The following is a 26,209-nucleotide window of genomic DNA, read 5'->3' as shown; positions in this document are numbered from 1 at the left end:
TTCACGTGAAACGTCGCTCACTGCTGCATGGCATCATCAGCCGCGGCCGCGCTGCGGAACCTCGCGACCGCCGTCCTCTCGGTTCCCTCGATAAGGGGACGGAGTTGTCCACAGAGGGGGATTCGTCCACAGAAGACCGGGCCTCGCTGGTTCACCACCCTGAAAGCATGGGAGGCTCTGTTCATTGCGAGCCTGATGTCGAGGAGAGTGAATCCTTGCGGTCCGACGCCAACATCGCGGGACCGATGACCGATCCGGTCCCCGGTCCCCGTACCGAGTCGGCGGGGGAGGATGTTTCACGTGAAACACCGACCCCGATGGACGACACACCCATCGGTCGTGCTGCCCAATTGGCAGTGGAAGCGCTTGGCCGCGCAGGCGAAGGCCTGCCGCGCCCCGAGCAGACCCGCGTCATGGTGGTCGCCAACCAGAAGGGCGGGGTGGGCAAGACGACGACGACCGTCAATCTCGCCGCCTCGCTCTCGCTGCACGGCGCCCGCGTCCTGGTGATCGACCTCGACCCGCAGGGCAACGCCTCCACGGCTCTCGGCATCGACCATCACGCCGAGGTGCCGTCCATCTACGACGTCCTGGTGGAGAGCAAGCCGCTCTCCGATGTCGTCCAGCCGGTGACCGACGTCGAGGGGCTCTTCTGTGCTCCGGCCACCATCGATCTCGCCGGTGCGGAGATCGAGCTGGTGTCGCTGGTGGCGCGGGAGAGCCGCCTGCAGCGGGCCATCCAGGCGTACGAGCAGCCGTTGGACTACATCCTCATCGACTGCCCGCCGTCGCTGGGCCTTCTGACGGTCAACGCCCTGGTGGCCGGCGCTGAGGTGCTGATCCCCATCCAGTGCGAGTACTACGCGCTGGAAGGGCTCGGACAGCTCCTGCGCAACGTCGATCTGGTCCGGGGGCACCTCAACCCGAACCTGCATGTGTCGACGATCCTGCTCACCATGTACGACGGCAGGACCCGGCTCGCCTCTCAGGTGGCGGACGAGGTGCGCAACCACTTCGGCGATGAGGTCCTGCGGACGAGCATCCCGCGGTCGGTCCGTATCTCCGAAGCCCCGAGCTACGGCCAGACGGTGCTCACCTACGACCCGGGGTCGAGCGGCGCCCTCTCCTACTTCGAAGCGGCACGAGAGATCGCGCTGCGGGGGATCGGTGTGCACTACGACGCCCAGCACGCCCACGCGGGCGCTCAGAACGACCAGCACAGCATGACGGAGGGGATGCAGTGAGCGAGCGACGGAGAGGACTGGGTCGAGGCCTTGGCGCCCTGATCCCTGCAGCCCCGACGGAGAAGCAGCCACCGCAGAGCACGGGGGGAGCTTCGACCTCCCCCTCGGCGGTGCCGGTGCTGACGGCGGAGCGAGGCGTGGCCGCCGCGAAGGTGACGGCGCTCCCGCAGAGCCCTGTTTCACGTGAAACGGCAGAGCCGCCTCAGCAGCACGTGGCGGAGGCGCCGGAGAGCCAGACGGTGGCGGGCGCGTACTTCGCCGAGCTGCCGCTCGACTCCATCACGCCCAACCCGCAGCAGCCGCGTGTGGTGTTCGACGAGGACGCTCTCGCCGAGCTGGTGACCTCCATCAAGGAGGTCGGGCTTCTGCAGCCGGTCGTCGTGCGGCAGTTGGGCCCGGCGCGGTACGAGCTCATCATGGGTGAGCGGCGCTGGCGGGCCTGCCGGGAGGCCGGGCTTGAGCGCATCCCCGCCATTGTGCGGGCGACGGAGGACGAGAAGCTCCTCCTGGACGCGCTGCTGGAGAACCTGCACCGTGCCCAGCTGAACCCGCTGGAAGAGGCCGCCGCCTACGACCAGTTGCTCAAGGACTTCAACTGCACGCACGACCAGCTGGCGGACCGCATCGGCCGGTCCCGTCCGCAGGTCTCCAACACGCTGCGGTTGCTGAAGCTCTCGCCTGCGGTGCAGCGCCGGGTCGCCGCCGGAGTCCTCTCCGCCGGGCATGCCCGGGCACTGCTCTCCGTCGAGGACTCGGAGGAGCAGGACCGGCTCGCGCACCGGATCGTGGCCGAGGGCCTCTCGGTGCGTGCGGTCGAGGAGATCGTGACCCTCATGGGGTCGCGGCCGCAGAGCGCTCCGAAGGCCAAGGGCCCGCGTGCCGGAGCCCGTGTCTCGCCGGCGCTGACCAGTCTCGCCACCCGGCTCTCCGACCGGTTCGAGACCCGGGTCAGGGTGGACCTGGGCCAGAAGAAGGGCAAGATCGTCGTCGATTTCGCCTCGCTGGAAGACCTGGAGCGCATCCTCAGCACGCTGGCCCCGGGAGAGGGCCCGGTGCTGAAGAACGGCCTGGCCGAGGACGACTCGGAGGGCGGCTCCGAGGGCGGCCCGGAGGACAGCAGGGCCTGAGCCGCAGAGCCCGGCACCGCGAGAGCGGGCCGTGTCCGGTCTGTACCGGAACACGGCCCGCTCTTTGCTTTTTTACGGTTTCGAGGCAATCACATCGTGGATACGATGCGGTGAGGTATGGCGCATCCACCTGACGGCACCTCATTGGGGAGGCGGGGGCCATGCGAACGATGAGCCGCACCGGACTGATGACCGCGGGCCTCGGGCTGGGAGCGGTCGGCGGATTCGTCGGCAGCCTGCTCAAGGAACACGGAGCTCTGACAGCAGCCCGCAGCGCAGCGGCCGATGGAAGTGAGGAACCGCCTTCATGGGGCGTCGGCTCGTACCGCTCACCTTGGACAACCTCCCGGATCTGCCCAAGCGGTGCCGGGAGTGCGTCTTCTGGGAGCTGGACCCGTTCAGCGGCGAGGCCGCGGTAAAGGCCGGGACTCCGGAGCTGGAGAAGGAGGCGTGGATCTCCGCCGTCCTGCTGGAGTGGGGGTCCTGCGGCCGGGTCGTCTATGTCGACGACGTGCCGGTGGGCTTCGTGCTCTACGCGCCTCCGGCGTACGTCCCGCGTTCCACGGCCTTCCCCACGAGTCCGGTCTCTCCGGATGCCGTTCAGCTGATGACGGCCTGGATCATGCCCGGCTATCAGGGGCAGGGGCTGGGGCGCGTGATCGTGCAGACGGTCGCGAAGGATCTGCTGCGCCGGGGGTTCAAGGCGATCGAGGCCTTCGGGGACGCGCGGTGGGAGAAGCCGGCGTGTCTGCTGCCCGCCGACCATCTGCTGGCGGTGGGCTTCAAGACGGTCCGCCCGCACCCCACCTATCCCCGGTTGAGGCTCGAACTGCGTACGACGCTCTCCTGGAAGGAAGACGTCGAGCTGGCGCTCGACCGGCTCCTGGGGGCCGTACAGAAAGAACCCGCGCTCCGGCCGCTGTGATCCGGGAGTCCCGACCGCGCAGGATTTTCTGCCGCTGAACGACGAAGGACCAGCCCCCGCAGGGACTGGTCCATTCGTGTTTCACGTGAAACATCGTCCTTCGTATGAAGGAGCGTCGCCGATCAGTCGGCGATGAAGTCCTCGAGGTCACGGACGATCGCGGCCTTCGGCTTGGCGCCCACGATGGTCTTGGCGACCTCGCCGTTCTGGTAGACGTTGAGCGTCGGGATCGACATGACGCCGTACTTGGCGGCCGTGCCGGGGTTCTCGTCGATGTTGAGCTTGACGATCTCGATCTTGTCGCCGTGCTCGGCCGCGATCGCCTCGAGGGAGGGGGCGATCTGACGGCACGGACCGCACCAGGCGGCCCAGAAGTCCACCAGTACGGGCTTGTCGCTCTTGAGGACGTCCTCCTCGAAGGAGGCGTCCGTCACGTTCTTCAGGTTGCCGGCCACTGCGGGCTCCTCATTTCTCGGGGTGGTGCACAGATGGGGAAAGGATCAGACGCCGGCGGTCGGAGTCTTCTCGGGCTCCGGGGCCTCGGCGTCGGACAGCGCCGCCAGGTAACGCTCGGCGTCGAGGGCGGCGGAGCAACCGGTGCCGGCAGCCGTGATCGCCTGGCGGTAGGTGTGGTCCACGACGTCGCCGGCACCGAAGACGCCGGTCAGGTTCGTCCGGGTCGAGGGGGCTTCGACCTTCAGGTAGCCCTCGTCGTCCAGCTCCAGCTGACCCTTGAAGAGCTCCGTGCGCGGGTCGTGGCCGATCGCGATGAAGAGGCCCGTCACCGGCAGCTCGGAGGTCTCCCCCGTCTTCAGGTTGCGCAGCGTCAGACCCTCGAGCTTCGGGTCACCCTTGATCTCGGCGACCTCGCTGTCCCAGACGAAGGAGATCTTCGGGTCGGCGAAGGCACGGTCCTGCATCGCCTTCGAGGCACGCAGCGTGTCACGACGGTGCACGATCGTCACGGACTTGGCGAAGCGCGAGAGGAAGGTGGCCTCCTCCATCGCGGTGTCGCCACCGCCGATGACGGCGATGTCCTGGTCCTTGAAGAAGAAGCCGTCGCAGGTGGCACACCAGGAGACGCCGCGTCCGGACAGGGCGTCCTCGTTCGGCAGGCCGAGCTTGCGGTGCTGCGAGCCGGTCGTGACGATGACGGCCTTCGCGCGGTGCACCGTACCCGCGGTGTCCGTCACGGTCTTGATCTCACCGCTGAGGTCGACGGCGACGACATCGTCGGGCACGAGCTCGGCACCGAAGCGCTCGGCCTGGGCCCGCATGTTGTCCATGAGCTCGGGGCCCATGACACCGTCCTGGAAGCCGGGGAAGTTCTCCACCTCGGTGGTGTTCATCAGCGCACCGCCGGCGGTGACGGCGCCCTCGAACACCAGCGGCTTCAGCGACGCGCGCGCGGTGTAGAGCGCCGCCGTGTAGCCGGCGGGCCCGGAGCCGATGATGATCACGTTACGGACGTCGGTCACGGCTTGATTCCTCGTCTCTGGGGACTGCTGCGTACTGCTGGGGGTGCCTGTCTCAGGACTCTCACCCCACCCAACGGATCCTACGGGGCTTGCATTCCCTGACGTGTCGGAGCGCACGGCAGCAGGACGGGACGGTGGGTGCCCTACGCCACAAGACCGCAGGCAGTGGCATCGAGTGCGTGCGAAAGGGCCCGGGAAAAAGCCGGAGACGTCAGCCCTGCGGGTAGGTGTGCGTCACCAGGACCTTGCCCGCGGCGGGCGAGGACTTGCCCGCACAGGTGGCATCGACGACGTAGGCGGAGACCTTGGTGCTGTCGGAATCATGGGGCACCACGACGAGGTAGGCGTGCTTGCCCTCGTACGACCCCTCCTCCGCGGCGAGCGGGGTCCTGTCACCGATGCCGCGCTGGATGCACTCAGGGACCTGGACCGCACGCAACGGAGAGTTCTTCTGGGGGGACTCCGGGCTGGAGCGTGTGTCGAAGGACGGCGTGGAGGCTTCCGATTTCCCGGGGTGCTTCTTCGCGCTGTTCTTCTCGAGGAGATCGGCGACGCGTCCTTCGAGCTTGCCCTCGGCGAAGGAGTCCGCGGAACCGGACTGCTTCGGAACCGCGCGGATCTCCGGGTCGTCGCCCATCGTCTGGATCAACAGTGTCCCGAGGCCGAGGGCGGCCGCGGTGAAGACGGCGCCGAGCACCGCCGTGCGACGGCGAATGCTCCGCAGACGTCCGCCGCGCCCCGGACCGGTGGCCGCACGCGAATGGCCCGCGGGTCGGTCGGGGCCACCGGGAGCGACCGGGGCGGGCGTTGTTTCACGTGAAACACGTGCGGTCGCCGACGGAATGGGGGCAGGGGAGGCGGAGACCGAAGGGGCAGGGTCGTTCTCCCCGGACGGAAGGTCGTCCGGGAGGGTCGAGTCCAGCAGCGCTTCGGCCGCCAGTGCGGCATCGATGCGTCCCGCGATGTCGTCCGGCATCCGCGGCGGCCCCGGCAGGGTGCCGAGCATGCCGCGGATCTCCTCCAGGGAGGCGTAGACATCGGCGCAGAGTTCACAGCCGTCCAGGTGCTGCCGTACGTCACTGGTGCGCGCCGGGGGCAGCAGCCCCTCGGTCAGGTCGGAGATCTCGGCGACGTCCGGGTGCTCCGCCGAGTCGGTCGCGGTTGTCACGCTCGTCCACCTCCGCCCTTCACAGCAGCTGAATCAGTCGATCCCGTGTCCCGTGGTTTCGCTGCCGGTGGGACGGATGACCTCTGGGTCCGGTTCCTTCCCGGGCCGGGCTTCTCCTCGGCGCCTTCCTTGCCGCCCGTTTCCCGGTCCGGAGGTGGCTCCGTGCGCAGATGGGTGAGGAGCGGCAGCAGTCTGGCTCTGCCCCGGGAGCAGCGGCTCTTGACCGTGCCCGTGGGGACGTCGAGGACGCGGGCGGCCTCGGCCACCGGGTAGCCCTGCATGTCGACCAGGACGAGTGCGGCGCGCTGGTCGTGCGGGAGGGTGCCCAGCGCCTCCACCAGCTCTCGGTGGAGGTCGTCGCGCTCGACCGGGGCGGCCGCCGATTCCTCTGGCTCCAGGAGCTGTTCCAGGCGTTCGTTGTCGTCGATCGGGGAGGTCTTGCGGGTGGCGGCCTTACGCGCTCTGTCGAGGCAGGCGTTCACGGTGATCCGGTGCAACCATGTCGTCACGGCGGACTGCCCGCGGAAGGTGTGTGCCGCGCGGTAGGCGGAGACCAAGGCGTCCTGCACCGCGTCGGCCGCCTCTTCGCGGTCGCCGAGGGTGCGCAGCGCCACGGCCCACAGCCGGTCGCGGTGGCGCCGCACGAGCTCGCCGAAGGCGTCCTTGTCGCCGGCCACATGGCGGGCGAGGAGGTCCTGATCGCTCAGGTCACCGTGCGCGGTGCCGTCCATCGCCGAACCCCCTCCCCCAGAGCCGTGGCGGGCCGATGCCTCAGCCCTTGAGCCGCACGTCCGTGATGGCCTGCTTGTATCCGGCCCGGTAGTACCCGTCGCGCCCGGAGTTCGGGACCTCGGTCATCCAGAGGAGCACGTACTGCGACTTCACGGGCTTCTTGGCCTTGATCTTCGCCGTCTTGTCCGAGGTGGTGACGGAGCCGATCTTCTTCATGGAGCTGATGTCCGCCGTGGGCGCCAGCGAGTCCGTGGCATACAGCGCGACCGTGGTGCGGTCGCCCCCGTAGCGAAGGGCTATCGACGCTTCGGAGACGTCTTGTTCCGAACCGAGGTCGTAGACGATACCTACGCCGGGCTTGTACGGGGCAAGAGGCGGGCCCTCCTTGAACGTCTTGGTGCGCCAGAGCGTGGCGGGGGCGTCGTCGAAGGTGTTGGGGACGTCTCCGGGGGCCTGGGCACGGCCATCCAGGGTGAACTCCTGACCCTTCTTGATCGAGATCGGCTTCGCGGGCTTGGGTCGGCCCTTGTCGCCGTCACCGCCGTTGGTGTGCGTCGTGCCGGGGTCGCTGGAGTTCTCCCGGTCCATGAGGGCGTCGGCCAGCTGCCAGCTGCCAAGACCGAGCGCGGCGATGAGCAGCGCGGACACGGCCCACTTGAGGGCCTTGCCGGTACGGCTCTGCAGCGGGGGCGGCGGGGTGGCCATCACGGGCTGCGTGACCCCGGGGTGGGCCGCGGGGCGCCCGTACGTGCCCTGCTGGTAGGTGGTGCGCTGGTACTCCGGCGGCGCCGTGAAGGCGGGCTCCGGGGGGCGGATGCGGGGCATCTCACCGATGGCCTTGACCAGTTCCTCCGGCGTCGTGCACGGAGGGTCCTGGCGGGAGGCGGTCGCGCCGTCGTTGACGAGGGCGCGCATGGCGAGCTCGGACAGGCCGCGGTGGACGCCCGCGCGCACCTGGTCCGGGGCGATGAGGCCCACGTCCTTGGGGAGCCCGGAGAGGCCGTACGCGTCCTCCTCGTACGGCCAGCGCTGGGTCAGCGACGCGTACAGGAGGGCGCCGATCGCCTCGGTGTCGGCGCGCTGGGGGGTCTCGGAGCTGATCCCGCGCAGCGCGGCGTTCACGGCGAGGCCGCGGATGCGGTACTGGCCGGTGGAGGTGCGCAGCACGGCGCTCGGCGTCAGCCGCAGGTGCGCCAGGCCTTCGCGGTGCGCGGCGGCCATGGCCTGGGAGACCTGGCTGACGAGCTGGTAGGCGTCGTGCGCCTCCAGGGGGTTCGCCGCGAGCAGCGTGGTGAGCTCCGTGGCGTCCGGCAGCCACTCGTGGACCACGTAGACGAGGTCGTTCTCCTCGACCGCGTCCAGGACCTGCACGAAGCGCGGGTCGCCGAGCAGTGCCGAGGAACGGGCCGCCGCGAGGACCGACCGGGCCCGCGGATGGGCGGCGGGCAGCAGGTGGACGCCGACGGCGCGGCGCAGCTTCTCGTCGACCGCGCGCCAGCTGCTGAAACCGTCCAGACGGGTGACGCACTCCTCGAGCCGATAGCGTCTGGCGAGCTTGTGGCCGCTGTGCAGTTCTGGGGGTGAGGAGGCCCCGGGGGTCGTGGGCTTGTCGTTCTTGGCCCCGTCTTCGTCTGCTGCCGTGTCCCGCTCCCGGGTCTGGGCCACCCCGTCGGCCGTGGCCTGCTCCGCCTTGGCGGTCAGCGGTTCATCACCGCTGGTGTCTGCCACGTCGACGGCAGCCGTGCTCCGTTCTGCCACCGTCGTTCCTGCCTCCCCATCCATTGCGCTTCGTCAGACGCCAAAGCCAATTGTGCCCACAGTCTGGCGCTATGCACGACACACGGTGGCCGACGATGGTTGTGCGGGTCCACCTATCTCAGCGACCGAGACGCCCACGGACCATGCCGACCATCGAATTGAGCTCCGCAATCCGCATCTTTCGGGCGGCCACGAAAAAGACGCCGAGAAGTGCGATGCCACCGGCGACCAGGGCCACCAGTGAGCTGAGTGCTCCGGTGCCCATGGCCTTGAGGATGGCGAAGCCGACGGCACCACCGACGAGTGCCGCCGGGATGGAGGCGCCGAAGAGCCGGGTGTACGTGCGGGCCACCTGTGCGCCGTCCAGATCGCCGCCCAGCCGTGCCCGCAGCCGGCGCCAGGCGACGCCCACGCCGACCGTGTAGGCGAGCCCGTAGGAGGCCGCCATGCCGACGACGGCCCACCGGGCGGGCAGGACGAAGAAGCAGAGGGCGGAGGCCGCCGCGTTGACGGCCGCGACGATCACGGTGTTGTAGAAGGGCGTCCGGGTGTCCTCGTAGGCGTAGAAGCCGCGCAGGACGACGTACTGGACCGAGTACGGAATCAGGCCGAGCCCGAACGCCATCAACGTGTAGCCGATGTTCTGCGCGCCGGCGCCGGAACCCGCGTACAGCAGCGTGGCCATCGGCACGCCCAGCGCGAGGAAGGCGAAGGCGCACGGCACGATCGCCACGGCCGAGGTGCGCAGCCCGTAGGAGATGTCGTCGCGGACGGCGGCGGGGTCGCCGTCGTTCGCGGAGCGGGAGATGCGGGGCAGGACCGCGGTCATCACGGAGACCGTGATGATGGCCTGCGGCATCTGCCACAGGAGCAGCGCGTAGTTGTACGCGGTGATGCCGGTGCCGGAGAAGCCGTGCTGTTCGGCCGTCGCGCCCGCGTTGGTGGCCAGCTGGGTCACGACGACCATGCCGAGCTGATTGGCGAGGACGAAGAAGAACGTCCACTTGGCGAGGCGGGCGGCCTTGCCGAGCCCCTGCCCGCGCCAGTCGAACCTGAGCCGCAGCCTGAAGCCCGCCTCGCGCAGGTACGGCAGCATCGAGAGCGCCTGCACGGTCAGGCCGAGGAGCGTGCCGAGCCCGAGCAGCTGGACGCCCTCGGGCGTGATGGTGCCGGCGTCGACGTCGGACTCGGTGAAGCTGCCGAAGGCCCAGATGAAGGCGCCGAACGTCGCGATGATCACGATGTTGTTGAGGACCGGGGTCCACATCATCGCGCCGAAGCGGCCGCGGGCGTTGAGGATCTGGCCGAGCACGACATGCAGACCCATGAAGAACATCGTCGGGATGCAGTACCGGGCGAAGGTGACCGCGACGTCCATCTTGGCGGGGTCCGCGGCGATCGTCGGCGACATCATGCGGATGAGCAGCGGAGCCGCCACCACGCAGATGACGGTGACGCCCGCGAGCAGGACCATCACGAGGGTGAGGAGCCGGTTGGCATACCCCTCGCCCTCGTCCTCGTCGTTCTTCATGGCCCGTACGAGCTGCGGGATGAAGACCGCGTTCAGCGCGCCGCCGCCGACGAGGACGTAGATCATCGTCGGCAGGACGTTGGCGACCTGATACGAGTCGTTCAGGGTGCCGACGCCGATCGCGGCGGCCATGACCAGGGTGCGCAGGAAGCCGGTGAGACGGGAGACGATCGTGCCCGCCGCCATGAGCGCGCTCGACTTCAACAGGCTCGACGCGCGGCCGCCGGACTTGGCGGCGGGCGCGGGGGCGGGGACGGGGTCCGGTTCGGGGCCCGGGGCGGCCGCCGGGGCCGGCACGACCGGCTGATCGGCGGCGGACGGGTAGCCGCCGTTGACGGGCTGCTGGTAGCCGTGGCCCTGCTGGTAGCCGTCGCCCTGCGGATAACCGCCGCCCTCGGGGTAGCCGTTGTCCTGGGGCCGACCGTCCTGCTGATAGGCGCTCTGCTGGTATCCGGCTTGCTGGTACCCGCCCTGCTGGTACCCACCTTGCGGGTGGCCGCCCTGCTGGTGGCCGCCCTGGTGGTAGCCCTCCTGCTGGTAGCTCTCCTGCCGGTGGTCGGCCTGCCGGTCCCGGTAGCCGCCGGGCTGCTGGTCGCGGAAGAGGTGAGCGAAGGCGTCCGGCTCGTGGCGCTCCTCGCCGGCCTGGGTGACCAGGTCGTCGACGCCCACGAACTGCGTCGTACGGGCGTCGTCACCGTACGGGAGGTGGCGGGTGGGCCCCTCCGGCTCCGGGGGCGGGGTCTGCGCCCACACGCGCGGGTCGGGGGCGTGCTGCGGGGAGGGGGGCTGGGCGTAGAGCGGCTGCTGGGGGTAGGTGCCCGGGGGCGGCGGGGGGTGCGCCGCACGGTCGTAGAGCGCCTCGGTCACCGGGTCCTGGGCGGAGAGGTCCTGCGCCCGGTAGGGGTCCTGGTCGTAGGCGTCCTGGAGATACATGTCCGGCGCGGGCTGCGGTGGCACCTGCCCGTGCTCGGGGGAGCCGGGCGGCGGGCCATCGGGCGAGGCGGAGCCGCCCGTGCCCTGGCCACGGTCACCGTCGTACGGCGCGTTCATGGTTACCCCACCTCATCGTCCCCGGGCCCACCGGCCACGACATCGCTCAACGGTCCACTCTCTCACCCGTGTCCGACGGGTCGGTGCTTTCCGGGGCGGTGTCCGGTGTCGGGTCACTCGGCTGCTCGGGGTCGTCCTTCCCGGGTTCGGTGCCGGATTCGCCCTCCGGCCCCTCGTTCGGGCCCTGCTCCGGGCCCTCCTCGGCCCGCTTCCGGGCCGCGCGCTTGCGCTGCGTGTACATCCGGAACCCGGCCAGTACGAGCAGCAGGAGTCCGCCGGCGATGACGAGCATCACGGTCAGGGTGAACTCGGTGACGTTGACGTCGAAGCGTACGGGCTCGCCGTAGGGCTCGCCGTCCTCCGTGTACAGCTGGGCGTAGACCGGCACCGGACCGTTGGCGTTGGCCGTGGTCGTGAACTTCACGGACTGCGAGTGGCCGCCCGCGATCTTGATCGGCTTCTCCTCGAACCGCCCGTCGCCGATCTTCAGACGCGTGGGGTTCCTGGAGGAAAGCCGCAGTTCCAGGTGTTCGACGCCCTGGACCAGGTTGTTCTGCACCGAGACCGGGATGGTCGCGCTGCGGCCCGAGAGCTTCGCGTCGGACCTCTTGATCAGGGAGACCTGCTTGGTGAGTTCCTTCAGGTACGCCTGGACACTGTCCTGGTAGGCCTTCGCCTCCGCCGGGCGGCCCCGCCAGGAGGTGGACATCTCACGGTCTATGGCCCGCCCGAAGGGGGTGACCACGCGGTCCTTCTCGGTGAGGATCACCTGGAAGCGCTGGAGGCGGTCCTGGGTCTCCTGGATGCTCTTGAACGACGCCTGCGGCAGCTCCTGCCTGCGCAGCGACGCGGGATACGCACCGGCCGACGGGACCTGGGTGGTGGCCTCCGGGTCCGGCTTGGCCTTCGCCGCTGCGGTCAGGTCCTGGGGCTGCGACCACTTCCCGCCCGCCAGCGCGGACAGCGCCTTCTGCATGGTCTGCGCCTGGCTCGCCGAGGGCATGCGCTGCGGGGCGACGACGATGCTCCGCTGATTGTCCGGGTCCTGAAGATTGATCATCAGGCTCTGGGCGAGGAACTCCTGGACGGCGAGCGTGGAGTTCTCGGCCTCCGTCATGTCGCCCTGGAACGCCGTCGAGAGCCGCGCGTCGGCCACCACGGCGGTCGTGCCGCCGCCGATGGGCCGGGCCGCGGTCGGGGAGTACGTCAGGCCGCCGGTCTCGCGCAGGCTGTCGCTGCGTGTGATCACGGTGTGGGCGCCGGCGGAGGTGGCGACGTCGACGACGGACGGGTCGATCGCCCCCTCGGCGGGCCACGCGAAGTCCGTGCTCGGCTTCACATGGAGGATCGTCCTCACCGCGTCGGCCCCGACATCGGTGGCCTCCTTCAGATGCCCCAGGGAGCCGGTCACCGTCTTGCCGGTGTGCGCGAGGGAGGCGAGATCGGGGTCGGCGAAGGGCAGCGCCACGATCTTCTTGCCCTTGACGGCGCTCTGCAGATCGTTGAGCCACTGGTTGGCGAGCGCCTGGTGCTTGCCCGCCCTGGTGGACTTCCCGTCGGCGTTCTCGATCCGGTAGCTCTTCGTCATCGCCTCCACGGAGGTGAGCAGGTCCGGATCGATGACCCAGGTGACGTCCAGGCCGCTGCCGAGGGACAGGAGCTGCTGCAGGCGTCCACCCGTGGCCAGCTCGTCGGCCAGGTCGTCGTTCTTGAAGACGGGCGTCTGCTGCTCGTCGGAGCCGGTCTTGGCCGTGAGGTGGTTGGACGAGATGAGCGGCCAGAGGTACGTGGTCTTCGTCTTCGTGGCGGCGGCGTCCGGCTGCCACGGCAGGAAGGTCCGTTCGATGCCGAGAACCTGCGGGTAGGCCTGCGAAGCGGTCTGGCCGGTGAGGGCGACGCCCAGCTGATAGACGCCGTTGTCGCCCAGGGGCAGCGCCTTGACCGGTACGGAGATGCTGAAGTCCTGCCGCACACCCGGGGCGAGCCTCTTGAACTCGTCGCCGTACTTCGAGTCGACCTCCGTCCCCTCGGACCCGGGCTGGAAGCCCGTGCGCTTCGCGGCGGAGTCGATCGCGCTCCGGGAGCCGAGCTGAGTGACACGCAAGCCGACCTGCGCCGCGGTCACCGTCTCCTTGCCGTTGTTGGTGAGGGTGCCCGAAACGGTGAGGGTGTCGCCCTCACCGGGAGCGGTGGGAGTGAGCGAGTCCAGGGACACGTCGACGGTGCGGGAGCCGGTGGCGTCGGCCTTCGCGCGCGAAACGGCCGCCTCAGCCTTCGTGCTCGCCACGGATGCCTGCGCCACGGGCCCTGTCGGGGCCTGCAGCAGCCCGGCCAGCAAAGGGGTACCCACCAGCAGTGCTGCGGTGCGCCGCAGCCACCGGCGGGCAGGTGAGGGGCTCGTCCCCGGGAAGTCTGCCGCCTCGGCCACGCGTTCGCCCGTCCCTCGTCGTCAGTGGTCGTCGGTTGTGCGTCCACGCATGGTAACGATGCCCGCTGTGGCGAAGTGCCGCGGACTGCTCCACGTGATCGTCAGGCCGGGCCGGAGCGGCGTCGGGGGCCCGGTGCGGCCGGGCGGGAATCGGGTCGGCCGCGGGCGTCCGGGGCACGTACCCTTTTCTGTTGTGCCGAACGCCAACGAAGACAATCCCAGCGCACTGAGCCAGGTGCAGCGCCGCGCGGTCAGCGAACTGCTGCGCGTGTCCCCTGTCGCGGACGACCTCGCCCGCCGCTTCCAGGAGGCCGGGTTCTCCCTCGCCCTGGTCGGCGGCTCGGTCAGGGATGCCCTGCTGGGCCGGCTCGGCAATGACCTGGACTTCACGACCGACGCCCGCCCCGAGGACGTACTGAAGATCGTCCGGCCGTGGGCCGACGCCGTCTGGGAGGTCGGGATCGCCTTCGGCACGGTCGGCTGCCAGAAGGACGCGCGCGTCGGAGACGTGGAGCAGAGCTTCCAGGTCGAGGTCACGACGTACCGCTCGGAGGCTTACGGCAGGACCTCGCGCAAGCCCGAGGTGTCCTACGGGGACTCGATCGAGCAGGACCTCGTGCGCCGTGACTTCACCGTGAACGCGATGGCCGTGGCCCTCCCCGAGAAGGAGTTCGTTGATCCGCACGGCGGGCTCGACGACCTCGCGCAGCGTGTCCTGCGGACCCCCGGCACCCCCGAGGAGTCCTTCTCGGACGACCCGCTGCGCATGATGCGGGCCGCCCGTTTCGCCGCGCAGCTGGACTTCGAGGTGGCGCCCGAGGTGGTCGCCGCGATGACGGAGATGGCCGAGCGCATCGACATCGTCTCCGCGGAGCGCGTGCGGGACGAATTGAACAAGCTGCTGCTCTCCGCACACCCGCGCAAGGGCCTCGCCCTCCTCGTCGACACGGGGCTCGCCGAGCGGGTCCTGCCCGAGCTGCCGGCGCTGCGCCTGGAGCGGGACGAGCACCACCGCCACAAGGACGTCTACGACCACTCCCTGATCGTCCTGGAGCAGGCGATGGCGCTGGAGACGGACGGCCCCGACCTGACGCTGCGGCTCGCCGCGCTGCTCCACGACATCGGCAAGCCGAGGACGCGGCGCTTCGAGAGCGACGGCCGCGTCTCCTTCCACCACCACGAGGTGGTGGGCGCCAAGATGGTCAAGAAGCGAATGACCGCGCTCAAGTACTCCAATGAGCTGGTGAAGGACGTCTCGCGCCTGGTCGAACTCCACCTGCGCTTCCACGGCTACGGCACGGGCGAGTGGACGGACTCCGCCGTACGTCGGTACGTACGCGACGCGGGCCCGCTCCTGGAGCGGCTGCACAAGCTCACCCGCTCCGACTGTACGACGCGCAACAAGCGCAAGGCGAACGCCCTTTCGCGCGCGTACGACGGCCTGGAGGAGCGCATCGCCCGCCTCCAGGAGCAGGAGGAGCTGGACTCGATCCGCCCCGATCTCGACGGCAACGACATCATGGAGATCCTGAACGTGGGCCCGGGCCCGGTCATCGGCAAGGCCTACAAGTTCCTCCTGGAGCTGCGCCTGGAGAACGGCCCGATGGAGCGGGACGCGGCGGAGGCAGCGCTCAAGGAGTGGTGGACCACCCAGAGCTGAGCCTCGGACCGGGACGAGGTGGCGGATGTTTCACGTGAAACATGCGCATCCCGGATACGCCGAGGGGCGCTGTTTCACGTGAAACCGTGAACAGCGCCCCTCGGCGGTCTTCCGCTTGGCCTTCTGCCGGCCTCTTACTTGGTCTTCTTCAGGCAGAGCACCACGTCGTGGCCCTTGCCGGTCTGGTAGTAGGCGACCTCAGAAGTCTTCACGGTCTTGCACTTGTTGCTGTCGCTGGTGTCGTCGAACTTCTCGACGACCTTGAATTCGGACTCGCTCGAGGAGCAGTCGACTTCCTTGAGGTCCGGCGAGAACTGCGTGCCCTCGTTGTGCATGCAGCTGCCGACCGAGGTGGACTCGGCGTCACTCTTGCCGAGCTGCCACTTGCCGACGGCTATGAGGATCGCGACCAGCAGGAAGCCGCCGATCTTGAGGAGCAGCTTCTTGCCGCGCCCCCGCGGAGCGGCCGGCGGGGGCACGGGACCACCCTGGTTGTACGGCGGGTACGGCTGCTGCGGCATACCCGGCTGACCCTGGTGCGCCGGGTACGGGGCCGTCGAGGCCTGCTGACCGTACGGAGCGCCGCCCTGGGGCTGGCCATAGGGGTTCTGGCCCTGGGGCGGGTACGGAGTCTGGCCCTGGGGCGGCGGAGTGGTCACTTTGGGGGTCCCCCTAGAACGAGAGCGCGATGGCGCGAATACGACGCCCGTAAGTTATCCGGGGGTGGCGGCAACTCTGAAGCCCAGAGAGGCTCTGTGTCATTGATGTGACACTTACTGCGTCACAAACCGGGGCATGGCGCCAGCAATTGCCGCATAGACCAGTGCCACCGTGATCACCAGCGGGACCGAGCGGCCGTCCGGGGGGAGCATCAATGCGGCCACCCCCGCCGCGGCCACGAAGGCCACGTTGAAGAGCACGTCGTAGAGGGAGAAGATCCGGCCGCGGAAGCCGTCGTCGACCGAGGACTGCACCACCGTGTCCGTAGCGATCTTCGCGCCCTGCGTCGTCAGGCCGAGGACGAAGGCGGCGACGAGCAGAGGGACGGGCTCGAAGGGCAGGCCGAGTGCCGGTTCGAGGAGCGCCGCCGTACCCGCACAGGCGATGATCCAGCCGCCCGCGCCCAAGCGGCCCACCGCGGCCGGCGTCACCAGGGCCGCCACGAAGAACCCCGCACCGGAGATCCCCAGCGCCAGCCCGAGCAGCGCGAGCCCGTCGGGCTCCGTCGACGACCAGGCGTACCGGCACAGCATCAGGACCATGACCGTCAGCGCGCCGTAGCAGAACCGCATCATCGTCATCGCGGCCAGCGCGCGGGCCGCGGCGGGTCGCTGCGTCAGGTGCCGCGCGCCCGCCCGCAGGCCCCGCGCGGTTCCGGCCACCGCGTCCGCGAGCCGGGGCTTCACCAGGTCGAGGTCGGGGCCGAGCAGTTCACGGGCGATGCGGAGCGAGGCGAGGGCCGCGCAGAGGTAGAGGACGGCGCCGAGGAGGACCACCGCCGCGTCCGAGTCCGAGACCACGAGCCGGACGCCGAAGGCGAGCCCGCCACCCGCGGTCGCGGCCAGCGTGCCCGCGGTCGGCGAGAGGGAGTTGGCGATGACCAGCCGGTCCGCGTCGACGACACGGGGCAGCGCGGCGGAGAGCCCGGCCAGGACGAACCGGTTGACGGCCGTGACGCAGAGGGCGGAGACGTAGAAGAGCCAGTCGGGGACGTCGCTCAGCATCAGCACGGCGGTCAGACAGGCCAGGGCGGCCCGCAGGAGGTTGCCGTACAGGAAGACCTGGCGGCGCTGCCAGCGGTCGAGGAGAACGCCCGCGAAGGGGCCGATCAGGGAGTACGGGAGCAGCAGGACCGCCATGGCGGAGGCGATCGCTCCGGGCGAGGTCTGCTTCTCCGGGGAGAAGACGACGTAGGTGGCGAGGGCGACCTGGTAGACGCCGTCCGCACCCTGTGAGAACAGGCGCACGACGAGCAGTCGGCGGAAGTCCCGCAGTCGCAGCAGTATCCGCAGGTCACCGACGACAGCCATGGGGCACAGCCTCACATACGCGGAGGGCCCCCGGGCGCAATGCCCGGGGGCCCTCCGCAAGCGGCAAGGAGAGTGCTCGTCAGCGCTCGGCCTTGATCAGCGCTCGACCTCGCCCTTGATGAACTTCTCGACGTTCGCGTAGGCCTCGTCGTCGAAGTACTGGACCGGCGGGGACTTCATGAAGTAGCTCGACGCGGAGAGGATCGGGCCGCCGATGCCGCGGTCCTTGGCGATCTTCGCGGCGCGCAGGGCGTCGATGATGACACCGGCCGAGTTCGGGGAGTCCCAGACCTCGAGCTTGTACTCCAGGTTCAGCGGGACCTCACCGAAGGCGCGGCCCTCGAGGCGGACGTACGCCCACTTGCGGTCGTCGAGCCACGCCACGTAGTCCGACGGGCCGATGTGGACGTTGTTCTCGCCCAGCTCGCGGTCGCGGATCTGCGAGGTGACGGCCTGCGTCTTCGAGATCTTCTTCGACTCGAGGCGGTCGCGCTCCAACATGTTCTTGAAGTCCATGTTGCCGCCGACGTTGAGCTGCATGGTGCGCTCGAGACGGACACCGCGGTCCTCGAACAGCTTCGCCATCACACGGTGCGTGATGGTGGCGCCGACCTGCGACTTGATGTCGTCGCCGACGATCGGGACGCCCGCCTCGGTGAACTTGTCGGCCCACTCCTTGGTGCCGGCGATGAAGACCGGAAGGGCGTTGACGAAGGCGACCTTGGCGTCGATGGCGCACTGCGCGTAGAACTTCGCGGCGTCCTCGGAACCGACGGGCAGGTAGCAGACGAGGACGTCCACCTCCCTGTCCTTGAGGATCTGGACGACGTCGACCGGGGCCTCGGAGGACTCCTCGATGGTCTCGCGGTAGTACTTGCCCAGACCGTCGTACGTGTGACCACGCTGGACGGTGACGCCCTTGTTCGGCACGTCGCAGATCTTGATGGTGTTGTTCTCGCTGGCACCGATGGCGTCCGCGAGGTCGAGGCCGACCTTCTTCGCGTCGACGTCGAACGCGGCGACGAACTCGACGTCACCGACGTGGTAGTCGCCGAACTGGACGTGCATCAGGCCCGGGACCTTGGCGTCCGGGTCGGCGTCCCTGTAGAACTCGACGCCCTGGACCAGCGAGGCGGCGCAGTTGCCCACGCCGACGATGGCTACGCGAACCGAACCCATTCCGGTTGCTCCCTGTGTGATCTCGGTATTCGGGTTGAAACCCCGCGGAACGCTGGGTCTCACTTGGTGGGGTCATCGGACGGATCCGGCGGCGGGTCGTTCTCCCGCCGCCGGGGCAGGCCCGCCGACTCCCCGGATGTGCTGTTCTGCTGAGCCGAGCCGCCGGTGGCGGGACGCTGTTGGTCCCGTCCCGCCCGCTCGCTCTCGATGAGCTCGTTCAGCCAGCGCACTTCGCGCTCCACGGACTCCATGCCGTGCCGCTGCAGCTCAAGCGTGTAGTCGTCAAGGCGCTCCCGGGTACGGGCCAGGGAGGCGCGCATCTTCTCCAGGCGCTCTTCGAGGCGGCTGCGGCGGCCCTCGAGCACCCGCATCCGTACGTCCCGCGAGGTCTGCCCGAAGAAGGCGAAGCGGGCGGCGAAGTGCTCGTCCTCGTACGCGTCGGGGCCGGTCTGCGACAGCAGATCCTCGAAGTGTTCCTTACCTTCCGCCGTCAACCGGTAGACGATCTTGGCGCGACGCCCCGCGAGCGGAGCCGCGAGGGCGTCTTCGGGGGTACTGCCCGACTCCTCGATCAACCAGCCGTTGGCGACCAGCGTCTTGAGGCACGGGTAGAGCGTCCCGTAGCTGAAGGCGCGGAACACTCCCAGTGACGTATTGAGGCGTTTACGCAGCTCATAGCCGTGCATCGGGGACTCTCTGAGCAGACCGAGCACGGCGAATTCCAGGATGCCGGAGCGCCTGCTCATCTTCGCCTCCCGTCGGCCACGGTCCCTCAGTACGGCCTTTATGCCGAGCTGATGTATCGACTCGATACATCGAGACGATAGAACGGCGATCCGGATGAGACAAGAGGGGGCACGGTGAACGGCGTCACATCACCGATTCGTAGGAAGTAACTTGCCTGATTTGGGGTGAACTTCGGCTCTAAGAGGGTTTTGACGGTGCGTAGTCTGTGCGCCATGCATGCCACCGGGAACCAAGTGACGCCGGGGAGCGTCGTCGTCCCCGGTGCAGTGCGGGTCAGTTCCGGAATGGGCGAATCCGCACTTCGGGGGGACCGGAAACCAGCCGCCGTTTCCAGGCGTGGACAGCTGCGCCTGCCCGAGGAGTAATCGTTCGATGAGCGAGCACCGTCGCAAACCGCCGCAGCCGCAGGGCGGCGGACGCGCCGCGGCCAGGCGCGGCGCCCCAGCAGCGCCGTCAGGACGCCGCGCGGCACCACGCGGTGACACCGGATCGCCCTCTTCCTCTTATGGGGCACCCGGTGCAGGGGCCCCGGACGGCGGGGACCGTCCCTATGGCGGCCGGGCCGAGGCCCGGCGCGCCGCCCAGCGCAGCGGTTCCGTCGGCGCCAGTGGCGGCCGCCGCAGGGCGCCCGACGGCGGTGGACGCGCGGGTGGCGGTGGCGGCCGCCGCGGCGGTGGCGGGCCGGGCGGCGGCGCGGGGCGCGGCAGAGGCCGTGGAGGTGCCGAGCCGCCCCGCAAGAAGCGGTTCATCGACTACCCGCGCGCGGGCAAGTACGGCGTGCGGCGCTGGGTCCCCTCGTGGCGCCTGGTCTCCGGCCTGTTCCTGGCCTTCCTCGGCAGCTTGATGGCGGTCGCCGGCATCTCGTACGCCCTGGTGGAGGTGCCGGAGGTCGACAAGGCGGCCAAGGCGCAGAACAACGTCTACTACTGGGCCGACGGCAAGCAGATGGTCGCGACCGGTGGCGAGCGCAACCGTCAGATCATCGACTACGACGACATCCCGAAGGAGATGCGCTTCGCCGTCATGTCGGCGGAGAACAAGACCTTCGAGAAGGACAAGGGCGTCGACCCGATGGGCATCACCCGTGCCCTGGTCAACATGGCCAAGGGCGGGCAGACCCAGGGTGGCTCCACGATCACCCAGCAGTACGTGAAGAACGCGCGCCTGGGCGACCAGTCGCAGACGTTCACCCGTAAGTTCAAAGAGCTCTTCATCTCCATAAAGGTCGGCCGGACGGTCTCCAAGGAAGACATCATGGCCGGGTACCTCAATACCGCCTATTACGGGCGCGGGGCGTATGGCATCCAGGCGGCCGCCCGGGCGTACTTCAACGAGGAGGCCAAGGACCTCGACCCGAGCCAGTGCGCTCTCCTCGCGACCGTCCTGAAGGGCGCCACGTACTACGACCCCGCCGGCTACCCCGAGATCGACCCCGCGGCCAACGAGCAGGACAACACGATCCGCGCCAAGAAGCGGTGGTCGTGGATCCTCGACGAGGAGGTCAAGGACGGCCGCCTGACGGCCGAGGAGCGGGCCAAGTACACGCACTTCCCCAAGCTGCAGAACCCGCGGTCCAACGTCGACCTGGCCGGCCAGACCGGTTACCTGGTGGACCTGGCCAAGGCCTATGTCATCAGGAACACCAACATCTCCGCCGAGCAGCTCCAGCAGGGTGGCTACGAGATCCATACGACCTTCGACAGGGAGAAGGTCAAGGAGCTCGAGAAGTCGGTGAACAAGGTCCGCAAGGAGAAGATCAAGCCGAAGCTGCGGCCGGAGAAGGACACCCACGTCCAGTTCGGCGGTGCCTCGGTGAGTCCGAAGGACGGCGCGATCCGGGCCATCTACGGCGGTGAGGACGCGACGAAGCACTTCACCAACAACGCCGACCAGACGGGCGCCCAGGTCGGCTCGACGTACAAGCCGTTCGTCCTGGCCGCGGCCTTCAAGAACGGTGTGCGCAACCCGGATCTCGGTGAGGTCCAGGCGGACAGCGAGCGCACCATCGTCAACCCGAAGAGCCTCTACAGCGGCAAGAACGAACTCAAGATCCAGAAGTACAACGGCGAGGTCTGGACGGACCGCGAGGGCAAGCAGTGGAACCAGAAGAACGACGGTAACCAGTCGTACAACCCGCCCACCTACCAGATCGACCTCCGCGAGGCGATGAGGGAGTCGGTCAACTCCGCCTATGTGCAGCTCGGCATGGATGTCGGCCTGGACAAGGTGAAGGAGGCGGCCATGGACGCCGGCCTCAAGGACGACCGCTCCATGGCGAGCGCCAACTACCCCTCCTTCTCCCTCGGCACCTCGTCACCGAGCGCGATCCGGATGGCCGGCGCGTACTCCACCTTCGCGGCGAGCGGCAAGCAGAACGAGCCGTACTCCGTCACCGAGGTCCAGCACGAGGGCGACACGGTCTACCAGCACAAGAAGGAGACCAAGCTCGCCTTCGACAAGGAAGTCGCCGACAACGTCACCGACGTGCTGCGGACCGTCGTGGAGAAGGGCACGGGCACCTCGGCCAAGCTGCCCGGCCGCCAGGTGGCCGGCAAGACCGGTACGACCGACGGCAACAAGTCCGCCTGGTTCGTCGGCTACACCCCGCAGCTCTCTACCGCGGTCAGCATGTACCGCCTCGACGACGACGAGACCAACAAGAAGCGCAAGTTCCTGGAGATGTTCGGCACGGGTGGCGAGGAGAAGATCCACGGTGCCTCGTTCCCCGCGCAGATCTGGCGGGACTACATGGAGCAGGCGCTCAAGGGCGAGCCCGTCATGAACTTCCCGGTGCCCGGGCCGATCGGCAAGGTCGTCGGTGAGACCCCGCCCCCGCCGCCGTCCCCGACGAAGACCGAGGAGCCCGAGAAGACCACGTCGCCCACTCCCACGAAGTCCGAGTCGTCGAAGCCTCCGACGAAGTCGCCCGACCCCGAGGAGACCTGCGACCCGCTCGACTGGGACTGCAACCACGACGGCGGTCAGGAGAACGGCGGGATCGACGGAGGAGTCGACGGGGGCCCCGGAGGGGGTCCCGGTGGCGAGTCACCACCCGCGACGGAGGATCCGGCCGGTGGCGGAGCCAACAACGGCAACGGCAACAGGGGCGGCATCTTCGGATAGCCCCGGCAGGCCTGGCCACGTCCGACAGGCCGGGCCGAGCCGCGGATGTTTCACGTGAAACGAGGGCCGTCGCACCGATGGGTGCGGCGGTCCTCTCCGCGTTCCCGGTCGCGTACGGCAGGATGGCGGGCATGCCCAGTGCAGACCCCCACAGCCCAGACCTCCGCGGCACAGGTCCCGGTGCGGACAAGGCGGGCATGACCGCCCACGAGCCCGCGCACCCGCCGGAGCCGGAGCCGGTACGGCCGACCGAGGAGGACGAGGTCGCCAGAGTCGGCAGCGAGCTGCTCGGGGGCCCGGTCGGTCGCAGAGTGCTGTACGCGGCCACCTGGTGGACACCGGTGCGCGTCATCGCACTCCTGGCGCTCGGGATGTTCGCGCTCGGGATGATCCAGAAGATGCCGTGCTACAACGGCGCGTGGTTCTTCGGGGCCAGCTCGCAGTACACCCACGCCTGCTACTCCGACATCCCGCACCTTTACCAGGGGCGCGGGTTCGCGGACGGCCTGGTGCCGTACTTCGACAAGATCCCCGGTGACATGGAGTACCTCGAATACCCCGTCCTCACCGGGGTGTTCATGGAAGTGGCCTCCTGGGTGACGCCCGGCAGCGGCTCCGACCAGCACCAGGAGAAGATCTACTGGATGGTCAACGCGGGGATGCTGATGGCCTGCGCCGCGGTCCTGGCCATCTGTGTCGTCCGCACCCACCGTCGTCGCCCCTGGGACGCCCTGCTCGTCGCGCTGGCGCCGGCCCTCGCGCTGACGGCCACCATCAACTGGGACCTCCTCGCGGTGGCTCTCACGGCCGCCGCGATGCTGATGTGGTCCCGTGGGCGTCCTCTCGCCTTCGGCGTGCTCCTCGGGCTCGCCACGGCCGCCAAGCTCTACCCCGTGCTGCTGCTCTGGCCCCTGCTGGTCCTGTGCTGGCGCGCGGGCCGGTGGCGGGCGTTCGGGATCGGCCTGCTCGGAACGGTCGGCACCTGGCTGATGGTCAACCTGCCGGTGATACTGCTCGCCGGCGAGGGCTGGTCGAAGTTCTACACGTTCAGCCGGGAACGCGGTGTCGACTTCGGGTCCTTCTGGCTGATCCTCTCCCAGCGCATGGACTCCCCGCTGAGCACGGACACCGTCAACACCCTGGCGACGGCCCTGATGGTCCTCGCCTGTCTGGGCATCGGCGCGCTCGGACTCACCGCGCCCCGCCGTCCCCGCTTCGCGCAGCTCGCCTTCCTGGTGGTCGCCGCCTTCGTTCTCACCAACAAGGTCTACTCGCCGCAGTACGTCCTGTGGCTGATCCCGCTCGCCGCGCTCGCCCGGCCGCGCTGGCGCGACTTCCTGATCTGGCAGGCCTGCGAGGTCGCGTACTTCCTCGGGATCTGGATGTACCTGGCGTACACGACCAGCGGGGACGCGCACAAAGGCCTGCCCACCGAGGGCTACCAGCTGGTCATCGGCGTCCACCTGCTGGGCACGCTGTACCTGTGCGCCGTGGTTGTGCGCGACATCCTGATGCCGGAGCGGGACGTGGTGCGGCGGTCCGGGGACGACGACCCCTCTGGAGGCGTCCTGGACGGGGCCGAGGACGTCTTCGTCCTCGGGTACGCCGGCCGGGCGCCGTACGACGACCACAGGGCGCTGCACCACGGGGAGGGGCCCGTCGTGAAGTGGGGCTCGACCACCGACCTGTCGCACTGAACACACGGAAGGGCCGGTACGACGACGAAACGTCGTACCGGCCCTTCCGCTTGCTGATGCGTTTTTGCTGAAGCGTCTCCGCTCAGCGGTCGATGATCCGGTCGAATTGCGTCGTGGTGTGCCGCAGGTGGGCCACCAGTTCCTCACCGACCTTGGGCTCCGGCGCGTCGGACGGCACGAAGAGGATCGAGACCTGCATGTGCGGCGGCTCGGCGAACCAGCGCTGCTTGCCCCCCCAGACGAAGGGCGAGAGATTCCGGTTGACGGTCGCCAGACCCGCGCGGGCCACGCCCTTGGCGCGCGGCATCATGCCGTGCAGCGCCTTCGGGGCCTCCAGGCCGACACCGTGCGAGGTGCCGCCCGCGACCACGACGAGCCAGCCGTCGGAGGCGGCCTTCTGCTGGCGGTAGCCGAAACGGTCGCCCTTCGACACGGCGGTCACGTCGAGGACGGCGCCGCGGTACTCGGTCGCCTCGTGGTCACCCAGCCAGAGGTTGGTGCCGATGCGGCAGCGAAAGCGGGTCTGCGGGAACTGCTGCTGCAGCCGGGCGAGTTCATTGGCCTTGAGGTGGCTGACGAACATCGTGTGGAGCGGCAGGCGGGCGGCCCGCAGCCGGTCCATCCAGCCGATGACCTCCTCGACGGCGTCCGAGCCGTCGGCGCGGTCCAGCGGCAGGTGGATGGCGAAGCCCTCGAGGCGTACATCCTCGATGGCGGCGTGCAGCTGCGGGAGCTCCTGCTCGCTGATGCCGTGCCGCTTCATCGAGGACATGACCTCGATGACGACACGGGCCCCCACGAGCCCGTACACGCCGTCCAGAGACGACACGGAGCGGATGACGCGGTCGGGCAGCGGCACCGGCTCCTCGCCCCGCCGGAACGGGGTCAGGACCAGCAGGTCGCCGCTGAACCAGTCCTTGATCCGGGCGGCTTCGTACGTGGTGCCCACGGCGAGGACGTCGGAGCCGAAACGCGTGGCTTCCTCGGCGAGGCGCTCGTGACCGAAGCCGTACCCATTGCCCTTGCAGACCGGGACGATGCCCGGGAACTGCTCCAGCATGTGCTTCTGGTGTGCCCGCCAGCGCGCGGTGTCGACATAGAGCGTGAGCGCCATGGCTGGATCCCGGAACCTTTCTCGTGTCTGCGGTGTATCAGAGTTATGGAAGGAAATTGTGCGGGATCAGCGGCGCGACATGTAGATGTCGAGCGCCTTGTGCAGCAGCTTGTTGAGCGGGAAGTCCCACTCGCCGATGTACTCGGCGGCCTCGCCGCCGGTGCCGACCTTGAACTGGATCAGGCCGAAGAGGTGATCGGTCTCGTCCAGCGAGTCGGAGATGCCGCGCAGGTCATAGACGGTGGCCCCCATGGCGTACGCATCGCGCAGCATCCGCCACTGCATCGCGTTCGAGGGCCGGACCTCGCGGCCGATGTTGTCCGAGGCTCCGTAGGAGTACCAGACGTGACCGCCGACGACGAGCATCGTCGCAGCCGACAGGTTCACGCCGTTGTGCCGCGCGAAGTAGAGCCGCATGCGGTTGGGGTCCTCGGAGTTGAGGGCCCGCCACATCTGCTCGAAGTAGGCGAGGGGCCTCGGGCGGAACTTGTCGCGCACCGCGGTGATCTCGTAGAGGCGCTGCCACTCGGGGAGGTCCTGGTAGCCCCCCTGGACGACCTCGACGCCCGCCTTCTCGGCCTTCTTGATGTTGCGCCGCCACAGCTGGTTGAAGCCCTTCTGGACCTCGTCCAGGGAGCGGTTGGCCAGCGGCACCTGGAAGACGAAGCGGGGCTGCACGTCACCGAAGCCGGCGCCGCCGTCCTCGCCCTGCTGCCAGCCCATCCGGCGCAGTCGGTCGGAGACCTCGAAGGCACGCGGCTCGATGTAGGTCGCCTCGGTGTCCCGCAGCCGCTTCACGTCGGGGTTCTGGATGCCGGCCTTGATCGCCGGAGCGTCCCAGCGACGGATCACGACCGGCGGGCCCATCTTCACGGAGAAGGCGCCCTGCTGCTTCAGGTGCGCCAGCATCGGCTGGAGCCACTCGTCGAGGTTCGGGGCGTACCAGTTGATGACCGGACCCTCGGGAAGGTAGGCCAGGTAACGCTTCAGCTTGGGCAGCTGCCGGTAGAGCACCAGGCCGACACCGACCAGCTCACCGGTCCTGTCGTCGAACCAGCCCAGGTTCTCCGAGCGCCATTCGCTCTTCACGTCAGCCCATGCGGGGACCTGGCAATGACTCGCCGACGGCAGTGTCTGGATGTACGCCAGATGCTGCTCGCGACTGATGGTCCTCAGGGTCAGACTCATTCGGGGCGCTCCTCGGGCTGGTGTGTCCCC

The 26,209-nt window shown here is 69.0% G+C and carries 19 protein-coding genes; 6 read left to right on the top strand and 13 right to left on the bottom strand.

The features are described 5' to 3' along the window. The first annotated feature begins 167 nt into the window (after positions 1-167). From ACZ7DY_RS23285 to ACZ7DY_RS23275, 3 genes are all read left to right on the top strand, one after another. On the top strand, positions 168-1,244 hold the full coding sequence (locus tag ACZ7DY_RS23285) for a ParA family protein (RefSeq protein WP_471138036.1): 1,077 nt from the start codon (positions 168-170) through the stop codon (positions 1,242-1,244). Continuing rightward, positions 1,241-2,371 carry a ParB/RepB/Spo0J family partition protein gene (locus ACZ7DY_RS23280; protein ID WP_471138035.1) on the top strand — a complete coding sequence of 377 codons (1,131 nt, stop codon included), beginning with the start codon at positions 1,241-1,243 and terminating at the stop codon, positions 2,369-2,371. The genes ACZ7DY_RS23285 and ACZ7DY_RS23280 overlap by 4 nt, the downstream gene beginning before the upstream one ends. Positions 2,372-2,678: 307 nt before the next feature. Then, positions 2,679-3,296, top strand: a complete 618-nt coding sequence (locus tag ACZ7DY_RS23275; protein WP_471138033.1) for a GNAT family N-acetyltransferase — start codon at positions 2,679-2,681, stop codon at positions 3,294-3,296. A 122-nt stretch (positions 3,297-3,418) separates the two neighbouring features. Here ACZ7DY_RS23275 and trxA read toward each other — a convergent pair whose 3' ends face one another. The 7 genes from trxA to ACZ7DY_RS23240 form a co-directional block, all read right to left on the bottom strand. Next, complete coding sequence (gene trxA / locus ACZ7DY_RS23270) at positions 3,419-3,751, bottom strand: thioredoxin (protein WP_471138031.1); 333 nt, start codon at positions 3,749-3,751, stop codon at positions 3,419-3,421. A gap of 45 nt (positions 3,752-3,796) precedes the next feature. Continuing rightward, the gene (trxB, locus tag ACZ7DY_RS23265) at positions 3,797-4,774 is read right to left on the bottom strand and encodes a thioredoxin-disulfide reductase (RefSeq protein WP_471138029.1); all 978 of its coding nucleotides are present in this window, start codon (positions 4,772-4,774) and stop codon (positions 3,797-3,799) included. Positions 4,775-4,985: 211 nt separating this feature from the next. After that, the gene (locus tag ACZ7DY_RS23260) at positions 4,986-5,942 is read right to left on the bottom strand and encodes an anti-sigma factor family protein (protein ID WP_471138027.1); all 957 of its coding nucleotides are present in this window, start codon (positions 5,940-5,942) and stop codon (positions 4,986-4,988) included. Continuing rightward, the gene (sigM, locus tag ACZ7DY_RS23255) at positions 5,939-6,673 is read right to left on the bottom strand and encodes an RNA polymerase sigma factor SigM (RefSeq protein WP_471138025.1); all 735 of its coding nucleotides are present in this window, start codon (positions 6,671-6,673) and stop codon (positions 5,939-5,941) included. The genes ACZ7DY_RS23260 and sigM overlap by 4 nt, the downstream gene beginning before the upstream one ends. Positions 6,674-6,713: 40 nt before the next feature. Continuing rightward, complete coding sequence (locus ACZ7DY_RS23250; protein ID WP_471138023.1) at positions 6,714-8,432, bottom strand: protein kinase family protein; 1,719 nt, start codon at positions 8,430-8,432, stop codon at positions 6,714-6,716. A 118-nt stretch (positions 8,433-8,550) separates the two neighbouring features. Next, entirely contained in the window at positions 8,551-11,013 is a 2,463-nt protein-coding gene (gene murJ / locus ACZ7DY_RS23245; protein ID WP_471138022.1) for a murein biosynthesis integral membrane protein MurJ, read from the bottom strand. A gap of 46 nt (positions 11,014-11,059) precedes the next feature. Continuing rightward, the gene (locus tag ACZ7DY_RS23240) at positions 11,060-13,441 is read right to left on the bottom strand and encodes a DUF6049 family protein (protein WP_471138021.1); all 2,382 of its coding nucleotides are present in this window, start codon (positions 13,439-13,441) and stop codon (positions 11,060-11,062) included. A gap of 193 nt (positions 13,442-13,634) precedes the next feature. On the opposite strand from ACZ7DY_RS23240, the gene ACZ7DY_RS23235 reads away from it, so the two are divergent. Next, positions 13,635-15,101, top strand: coding sequence for a CCA tRNA nucleotidyltransferase (locus ACZ7DY_RS23235; RefSeq protein ID WP_471138019.1), 1,467 nt, complete (start codon positions 13,635-13,637; stop codon positions 15,099-15,101). A gap of 134 nt (positions 15,102-15,235) precedes the next feature. Here ACZ7DY_RS23235 and ACZ7DY_RS23230 read toward each other — a convergent pair whose 3' ends face one another. The 4 genes from ACZ7DY_RS23230 to ACZ7DY_RS23215 form a co-directional block, all read right to left on the bottom strand. Further along, a complete protein-coding gene (locus tag ACZ7DY_RS23230; protein ID WP_471138017.1) occupies positions 15,236-15,622 on the bottom strand; it encodes an LppU/SCO3897 family protein in 387 nt (128 codons plus the stop codon). A 252-nt stretch (positions 15,623-15,874) separates the two neighbouring features. After that, positions 15,875-17,131 carry an MFS transporter gene (locus ACZ7DY_RS23225; RefSeq protein WP_471138015.1) on the bottom strand — a complete coding sequence of 419 codons (1,257 nt, stop codon included), beginning with the start codon at positions 17,129-17,131 and terminating at the stop codon, positions 15,875-15,877. Between the two features lie 96 nt (positions 17,132-17,227). Next, positions 17,228-18,310 (bottom strand): inositol-3-phosphate synthase, encoded by a 1,083-nt coding sequence (locus tag ACZ7DY_RS23220; RefSeq protein ID WP_471138014.1) that lies wholly within the window; start codon positions 18,308-18,310, stop codon positions 17,228-17,230. A 59-nt stretch (positions 18,311-18,369) separates the two neighbouring features. Beyond that, complete coding sequence (locus ACZ7DY_RS23215) at positions 18,370-19,056, bottom strand: PadR family transcriptional regulator (RefSeq protein WP_471138012.1); 687 nt, start codon at positions 19,054-19,056, stop codon at positions 18,370-18,372. A 373-nt stretch (positions 19,057-19,429) separates the two neighbouring features. On the opposite strand from ACZ7DY_RS23215, the gene ACZ7DY_RS23210 reads away from it, so the two are divergent. Both ACZ7DY_RS23210 and ACZ7DY_RS23205 read left to right on the top strand, forming a co-directional pair. Continuing rightward, positions 19,430-22,180 carry a transglycosylase domain-containing protein gene (locus ACZ7DY_RS23210; RefSeq protein WP_471138010.1) on the top strand — a complete coding sequence of 917 codons (2,751 nt, stop codon included), beginning with the start codon at positions 19,430-19,432 and terminating at the stop codon, positions 22,178-22,180. A gap of 131 nt (positions 22,181-22,311) precedes the next feature. After that, positions 22,312-23,877 carry a glycosyltransferase family 87 protein gene (locus ACZ7DY_RS23205; RefSeq protein ID WP_471138008.1) on the top strand — a complete coding sequence of 522 codons (1,566 nt, stop codon included), beginning with the start codon at positions 22,312-22,314 and terminating at the stop codon, positions 23,875-23,877. Positions 23,878-23,959: 82 nt separating this feature from the next. On the opposite strand, the gene ACZ7DY_RS23200 is transcribed toward ACZ7DY_RS23205, so the two are convergent. Next, positions 23,960-24,991 carry an alanine racemase gene (locus ACZ7DY_RS23200; RefSeq protein ID WP_471138006.1) on the bottom strand — a complete coding sequence of 344 codons (1,032 nt, stop codon included), beginning with the start codon at positions 24,989-24,991 and terminating at the stop codon, positions 23,960-23,962. Positions 24,992-25,057: 66 nt separating this feature from the next. Beyond that, entirely contained in the window at positions 25,058-26,179 is a 1,122-nt protein-coding gene (locus ACZ7DY_RS23195; RefSeq protein WP_471138005.1) for a lipid II:glycine glycyltransferase FemX, read from the bottom strand. Between the last annotated feature and the right edge of the window lie 30 nt (positions 26,180-26,209).

It is taken from the genome of Streptomyces sp. NPDC037013, assembly GCF_055607265.1.
Note: the sequence above shows the minus strand (reverse complement) of the source record. Positions and strands in the feature narration are given on the sequence as shown.

Coding starts and splice junctions, on each gene's coding strand:
- murJ (WP_471138022.1), bottom strand. CDS start 11,013: ATGAACGCGCCGTACGACGGTGACCGTGGCCAGGGCACGGGCGGCTCC.
- ACZ7DY_RS23210 (WP_471138010.1), top strand. CDS start 19,430: ATGAGCGAGCACCGTCGCAAACCGCCGCAGCCGCAGGGCGGCGGACGC.
- ACZ7DY_RS23200 (WP_471138006.1), bottom strand. CDS start 24,991: ATGGCGCTCACGCTCTATGTCGACACCGCGCGCTGGCGGGCACACCAG.
- sigM (WP_471138025.1), bottom strand. CDS start 6,673: ATGGACGGCACCGCGCACGGTGACCTGAGCGATCAGGACCTCCTCGCC.
- ACZ7DY_RS23215 (WP_471138012.1), bottom strand. CDS start 19,056: ATGAGCAGGCGCTCCGGCATCCTGGAATTCGCCGTGCTCGGTCTGCTC.
- ACZ7DY_RS23275 (WP_471138033.1), top strand. CDS start 2,679: ATGGGGCGTCGGCTCGTACCGCTCACCTTGGACAACCTCCCGGATCTG.
- ACZ7DY_RS23225 (WP_471138015.1), bottom strand. CDS start 17,131: ATGGCTGTCGTCGGTGACCTGCGGATACTGCTGCGACTGCGGGACTTC.
- ACZ7DY_RS23230 (WP_471138017.1), bottom strand. CDS start 15,622: ATGCCGCAGCAGCCGTACCCGCCGTACAACCAGGGTGGTCCCGTGCCC.
- ACZ7DY_RS23220 (WP_471138014.1), bottom strand. CDS start 18,310: ATGGGTTCGGTTCGCGTAGCCATCGTCGGCGTGGGCAACTGCGCCGCC.
- ACZ7DY_RS23285 (WP_471138036.1), top strand. CDS start 168: ATGGGAGGCTCTGTTCATTGCGAGCCTGATGTCGAGGAGAGTGAATCC.
- ACZ7DY_RS23205 (WP_471138008.1), top strand. CDS start 22,312: ATGCCCAGTGCAGACCCCCACAGCCCAGACCTCCGCGGCACAGGTCCC.
- ACZ7DY_RS23195 (WP_471138005.1), bottom strand. CDS start 26,179: ATGAGTCTGACCCTGAGGACCATCAGTCGCGAGCAGCATCTGGCGTAC.